The 6,005-nt window shown below is 34.5% G+C and carries 4 protein-coding genes and 1 pseudogene; all 5 read right to left on the reverse strand.

What is annotated here, in order from left to right; genetic code table 11:
- Nucleotides 1–78: 78 nt before the first annotated feature.
- Nucleotides 79–1,257: pseudogene (locus LM917_RS24135) on the reverse strand (IS3 family transposase).
- 283 nt (nucleotides 1,258–1,540) lie between these two features.
- Nucleotides 1,541–2,839: a CapA family protein gene (locus LM917_RS24140; RefSeq protein ID WP_232700247.1), complete on the reverse strand. Its 1,299-nt coding sequence runs from the start codon at nucleotides 2,837–2,839 to the stop codon at nucleotides 1,541–1,543.
- 197 nt (nucleotides 2,840–3,036) lie between these two features.
- Nucleotides 3,037–3,423, reverse strand: coding sequence for a hypothetical protein (locus LM917_RS24145; RefSeq protein WP_232700248.1), 387 nt, complete (start codon nucleotides 3,421–3,423; stop codon nucleotides 3,037–3,039).
- 12 nt (nucleotides 3,424–3,435) lie between these two features.
- Complete coding sequence (locus LM917_RS24150; RefSeq protein ID WP_232700249.1) at nucleotides 3,436–4,734, reverse strand: MFS transporter; 1,299 nt, start codon at nucleotides 4,732–4,734, stop codon at nucleotides 3,436–3,438.
- Between the two features lie 39 nt (nucleotides 4,735–4,773).
- Nucleotides 4,774–5,733: a hypothetical protein gene (locus tag LM917_RS24155; RefSeq protein WP_232700250.1), complete on the reverse strand. Its 960-nt coding sequence runs from the start codon at nucleotides 5,731–5,733 to the stop codon at nucleotides 4,774–4,776.
- Between the last annotated feature and the right edge of the window lie 272 nt (nucleotides 5,734–6,005).

A 6,005-nucleotide genomic window follows, 5' to 3' on the forward strand; every position in this document is an offset into this window, starting at 1 on the left:
CAAAACCCAGAATTGTTCACTTATATGCATATGGGAGTCTTGGTCTTATCCCTGTCAAGTAGACAGTATTAAAAAAGCCTAAGCAGCCAGTTTGTTTCGGTATTCAACCGGGGCACACTGACCAAGTTTTTTCTGGAATCGTTCATGGTTATAAAACCAGATATACTTTTCAATGGCTTGAATCAGTTCTTCATCTGTCTTACAATCAGAAAAGTACAATGTCTCGGTTTTGAGATGAGAAAAGAAGGATTCTATGCAGGCGTTATCGAGGCAGTTTCCTTTGCGAGAGTGGCTACCTCTCACGCCAAAATCCTCCAATCGCTTATTGTACGTCTTAGACGTGTATTGGTAGCCCTGATCAGAATGCAGGACAGCTCCTTGCACGTCTCTTTGTGATACCAAATGTTCTAAAGTATCTAAAACAAGATGTAAATCGTTCCAACGTGAAGCCTTCCAGGCAACAACTTCGTTGTTAAAAAGGTCTTGGATTACCGATAGGTAATAAAATCGATCGTTCAGTGCTATAAAAGTAATATCTGTTACATATAATTGATTTGGATTTTCGGCTGTGAACTTCCGATTAAGTAAGTTAGGGTTAACAACGGATGCCTTTCTACCATAGAATGGCCGTTTCTTACGAATGACGGACTGGCCGTTCATCTCTTTCATCAACCGATATACTTTTTTGTGATTTACAACAAAACCATTCTTTCTTAGCGCAATTCTCATTCTAGGATAGCCATAGTATGGATGTACATGATGAATTGCCATGATATGTTTCTTTATGAGTTGATCACGTTGTTGCCTCTTTTTGCGTGTGTTTCCACTTGTAATAACCAGCGCGGGAAACTTTGGCAATCTCAACTAACCATGTAAGAGGGTATTTACTTATTAACTGGTTAATAACAGTAAAGCGAGCTACTTTTGAATCCCACTCTCCTCTTAAAGATTTGGATAGCGCTTTTTTAGGTATTCTACCTGCGCTTTTAAGTAATCTCTTTCCTCTTCCACACTAGTAAATTTTGAGCGTGGACACCCTTTAAAAAAATTATCACTTTTAGTTGTTTTACCTCGCTGATTCTCTATGCTCTCACCCTTCCGCTTTTTTCTAACCCAATCTTTAATCTGTGTGGCACTAGGTACTCCCAATTCTTTAGCAATTGCTTCATAGCTGATTCCTTTTTGTTCGTACAAAGCAACGGCATTTTCTTTAAATTCCACCGTATATTGTTGATGTGCTTTTCCTTTTTTAGCCATACGAAAAATCCCCTCCGAAGATAGAGTAACACCCAATCTTTGATGAGCGGGCTTTTTTTACACTGTGTACTTAAAGGGGATAATATCACTGACCAGCTTTTTATTTCTAATTAGTAGGTAATCTTCCCTTTTTTCTTGTCTTAGTCTCCCTCTTTTTAGATAGTACTAGATTTATCAATAAAAAAACCCCTATACTCATCCTAACAAATTGAGGACAAGCTTAAGGGGTTTCCTAAGCCAATAGGTAATAAATAATATTAGGTTAATCTATAAAGGAACATAATTATGAAAGAACAACTTTTCCAATTCCATTTTCTATTTTTAATATAGTGTTAAATGGGACAGATAATTTGCTTAATTTTCGTAGAATGTCCTCATTCTGGCTAATTTTGGGCCAACCACGTTTGTAACGATGAATTTCCTGGCCAAGATCAATCGGGTATAATGTAAGTTGTGATAATTTCCCTTCTATCATACTCCATAGTGGTAGTACAGACACCCATGCATCTGGATATGCTGAAAATCCTCTAGTATTCATGTAACTTCTTGCATCAAGAGCATCAGCTACATTATGGTTATGATCTAATCCGTATTTTTCATAAAAATCAGATGGTAAATGTGTTATCGTTTCATTTTGAAATATAAAATTTCCTAAACTATAGAAAATTGGACAATTCCTATAGATTTCAATACCACGAATTACATGCGGACCATGACCAATGATAGCATGTGCCCCCTCATCTATACAAGCTCTTGAAAAGGTCTTAATAAAATCAGCTGGCTCATCAAGTGTGTCCCCTTTTACTTCATGGTTGTGTATACTGACTATAATATAATCTGCTTGACGTTTAGCTTCAGATATTGAACTTAAGATACGGTTTAGATCTTTTTTATGAGGTTTTGTATACCGGCCTTCTTGCTCACCTTCTTGAAATATTAGTCTACCGAAGGGGAATAACCCTTCATTAAGTCTTTTTACGAGGCCTACCTCTATGCCTTTATTATAGAATCCATTAACATTTACTATTTCTGCAATATCTTGAAGGTGCTTCATTTTTTCCCTCGAGATAACGTGGAGAGTATTATGACGCAGTGGATTAATTCCCGGTCTACCAATCATATCTGGTCTTTGTTCACCAGCTATCCATGATTCATGAAAGGTAGAAGTAACTGAAATTAAAGCTACACGACCAGAAGGAGTTTCTAAATATTTGGGTTGACTTGCATTTGCCAGATTGCTCCCTGCACCTGCATGTATAAAATCATATTGATTTAAATATTTTTCAGTAGCAGCAAGCCCATCATAAGAATAATCAAGAGTATGATTATTTGCCCATGCTAAAACATTAAAACCATATGCTTTCAAGTCTTTTAATACGTCCGGGTGAGCAACGGCCCATGTGCCCCCACTGACTGCAGAAGGAGTACCTTCAAGGTGATGAGTTGTAACTTCTAAGTTTGTAAAACGTACGTCCGCACTGCAAATAAGGGAAGATAACATTTTAAAGGATTCGTCTTTTGAGGGTAGCCTTCGTGTAATGAAACTATCACCAGTTGCAACAAACGTTATCGAATTATTCATTTATTCACCCCCCTTGTCTATTCTTCTAACAACAAAAGCACTACTCAACACTAGGGTCTGTTTTATTAAAAAATATGTTTGCATATGCAATTTTAATTATTATAAAAAAAGAAATAAACAAAAATTTATTGAAATGAAATAAATGTGCTAATTCTTCGTGTTTTATTGAAGACCCAAAGGTCCTATATAAAATTTAATTATCTACCAATGTCAGATTTTCTTTTATCTCCAATAAGCTCAAGTTTTTGGTATAGTAGCATATCACCAGGAACAGTTTCATTAACTAGATCAACTAAAAATTCAAGTTTTTGATTATAGTCCAAATTATTATCTGGAACCAATTCATCAAGCCTATAACGTAATTTGTTGAGTTTAGTTCTTCCAGTCTTATGATAATCTCCGCACAGTATGCTTGTTGGAATTATACGTGCAATTCTTTCTAAACGTTCATCTGGAGATAATGTTTTATCGGGTAAAAGATTAAATAGTCTGTCACTTAGTGATTTCAGATTTGTGCAAACCTCCTCAAAACTCTCCGTAAATTGCGGTTTATATTGTTCTAAGGTTTTAAATTCCGTTTCCATATATTACATCTCCTATTCATAATTATTTGAGTATTCCTGAGCATCTTGTATAGATTTTACTCTGATTACAAATGAGAAACATGCTGGTAATATCGCTAAAATCCCACCAATACCAGATATTATAACGGCAACACGGGGATCAAACACAGTAGCTAATCCTGCTCCCATAAATGCTCCGATAGGGACAAATCCGCGCCCAACAAATCTAGAAACAGAACTTACCCTACCAAGTAATGAACGTGGGGTAATAGCCTGACGGAGACTAACAAAATTTATATTATAAATTGGTACTCCTAAACTAAGAACAAATTGTCCAAAAATGAGCCATGGAATTGACGTAGATTTTGGAGCAAATCCTATTATTAAAAACCCAACAGCAATCAATCCTAATGAAAAAACAATTGATTTTCCGATCCCTATTTTTATTGAAAGATGTTTGGTGATAATAGCCCCAATAAGGAATCCGATATTACCCAGACCAATAATTAATCCAATATTTGTTGCAGTTAAGTTAAGTGTGCGAGTCATATAAAGAACCGAAATAGATTGAAATAGCCCAATAAAAATTACACTTAAACTATAACTAATTAAAATTGCTCTCAGTAATTGATGTTTTGCGGTAAAAGTAAGGCCTTCATAAATATCTGGCCAGATGGATTTATTATCCCTTTTAATATTTTTTACTGTGTCTTTCGGAAGCATAATGATCAAAATAAATGAGATTATGAAGCTAAGTGCGTCAATTATTATAGCCATTGGCGCACTAAAAATATTAACTAAATAACCTCCCAAACCCGGTCCGGCTGTTTGTGCGGCACCCTTTGTTATTTCTAATTTTGAATTGCCACTTTGTAGCAATTTTGGTTCAATGATCTCTGGCAGATATGACGTATAAGCAACCTGATAAAATACTGTACAACATCCTGTGATGAATGCAATAACAAAAAGGAACCATGTTGTTAATGCTTCATTAATTGCACATATTGGTATCAATAGTAATAAAACAGCACTTATGGCTTGACAGAACAACATTATAGTTTTTTTACTTTTTCTATCTACATATGCCCCAGCCTGAAGTCCTATAATAAAGTTTGGTAAGAAAGATATAGCACTTAACATACCAACAATAAAGTTACTAGCCTGTAGAAAAGAAATTGCAACAAGAGGAAGTGCAATAATGGTTATTTGATTACCAAAAGTACTAACTGTTTGCCCTGTCCATAAGAGAAAGAAGTTTTTGCCAAGTTTTTCTTTTGGAAGCTCTGATTGGGATTGTTGATGTGGTTTACTCGTTGATGAATTATTAAGCATAATTTCAACCACTCCTATTCCTATGCACTTATTCTGCTCTTATTTATAGGTACGGACTTCTGATACACTTTGACTTACTGTTTTAATATTACTAGCCAATTCCTGAATTAATTCAACACCTTTTTTAGTGAAATATTGTTCATTATTTAATAATGACTGACTAAGGTATTTTGCAGCTTCCATTCCCGTTGTTGTGGCTTCTTCAAATGCTAAACGTTCAAATGGTTTTAAATCCGAATTATTTAATTGTGCTAATCGATATCTAATCATTTGACTATATACAATAGTGGCATGGAATGTACGATCCAGTTCCCAAAATTGATTCCGTTTTACTTGGTTATACCGCCACGGAATCTCCACTTTCGGTGATTCTTGGCTATTATAATCCTCTATGAAAACTTCATGCATAAGAAGGTTCATATTAACAGCTTGATGTACAGCTTCATGGTATAGGTTCTCAGCTAAAAAACGATAAGATGATTCTTTACTTATGCTATTAGGAGGAATGTGATATTGGGCCTTATCTGAAATAAATACACACAAAGGCAATATAGGGAAAGAAGAAGAAGTAATTTGGCTATCTTTTTCCTTAAATTCATCTTTTAGGCTAACCCAAGCAATTGCTCGAGCAAATTCTGAAAAAAGCTTGTACCCTGAAGGATAATTTTCTGATAAATATTGTAGAGCAAGATTTAATTCTTGTTCTTGCTCTTCTGTTGGAGTAATTAGTTCATGAGATCTTATAGGTAAATTACTCCAAATATCCTCTGGTAATTGAGATACTAGAAGATATGTATCATTTTTAATATTAATCTTCTTTCCTTTCACCTGATCAAGAAGTTGATCATTAATATTCTGTAATCCTATCAAGTTACCAAATAACACAAAGGGAAATAATAGATCACCATAATCTATTTTATTTAATATGTCTTTATATTGATTGATATCAAAAAATGATCCATGTGGAATATGGGAATCAACAAGACCCGGTAAAATCATTTGTACCATCTCCTTATAATATTAATTTATTTAAACGAAGGAGGAACAATATGAGTTAATTATCTTAACTCATATTGTTCCAAAAAATTAAATAAAACTATTACTTGTTTGGTGCATCATCAGGTACTATGTGATCAAGTCTTTGTGTCAATTTTTTAACTTTAAGCTGGATTTGAGTCATTTTCATTTCCTCCTTTTTTAATATTTGTACTTATATATCTCAACACTGGATAGTGGAGTTAGTATAGTTTCATGGACACATCTTGGTTAAG

The organism is Brevibacillus daliensis, from assembly GCF_021245735.1.
GTDB classification, from domain to species: Bacteria; Bacillota; Bacilli; order Brevibacillales; family Brevibacillaceae; genus Brevibacillus_B; species Brevibacillus_B daliensis.

Bases quoted from the DNA above. Each gene is read 5' to 3' on its own strand.
- LM917_RS24140 (WP_232700247.1), bottom strand. From the start codon at position 2,839: ATGAATAATTCGATAACGTTTGTTGCAACTGGTGATAGTTTCATTACA.
- LM917_RS24145 (WP_232700248.1), bottom strand. From the start codon at position 3,423: ATGGAAACGGAATTTAAAACCTTAGAACAATATAAACCGCAATTTACG.
- LM917_RS24150 (WP_232700249.1), bottom strand. From the start codon at position 4,734: ATGCTTAATAATTCATCAACGAGTAAACCACATCAACAATCCCAATCA.
- LM917_RS24155 (WP_232700250.1), bottom strand. From the start codon at position 5,733: ATGATTTTACCGGGTCTTGTTGATTCCCATATTCCACATGGATCATTT.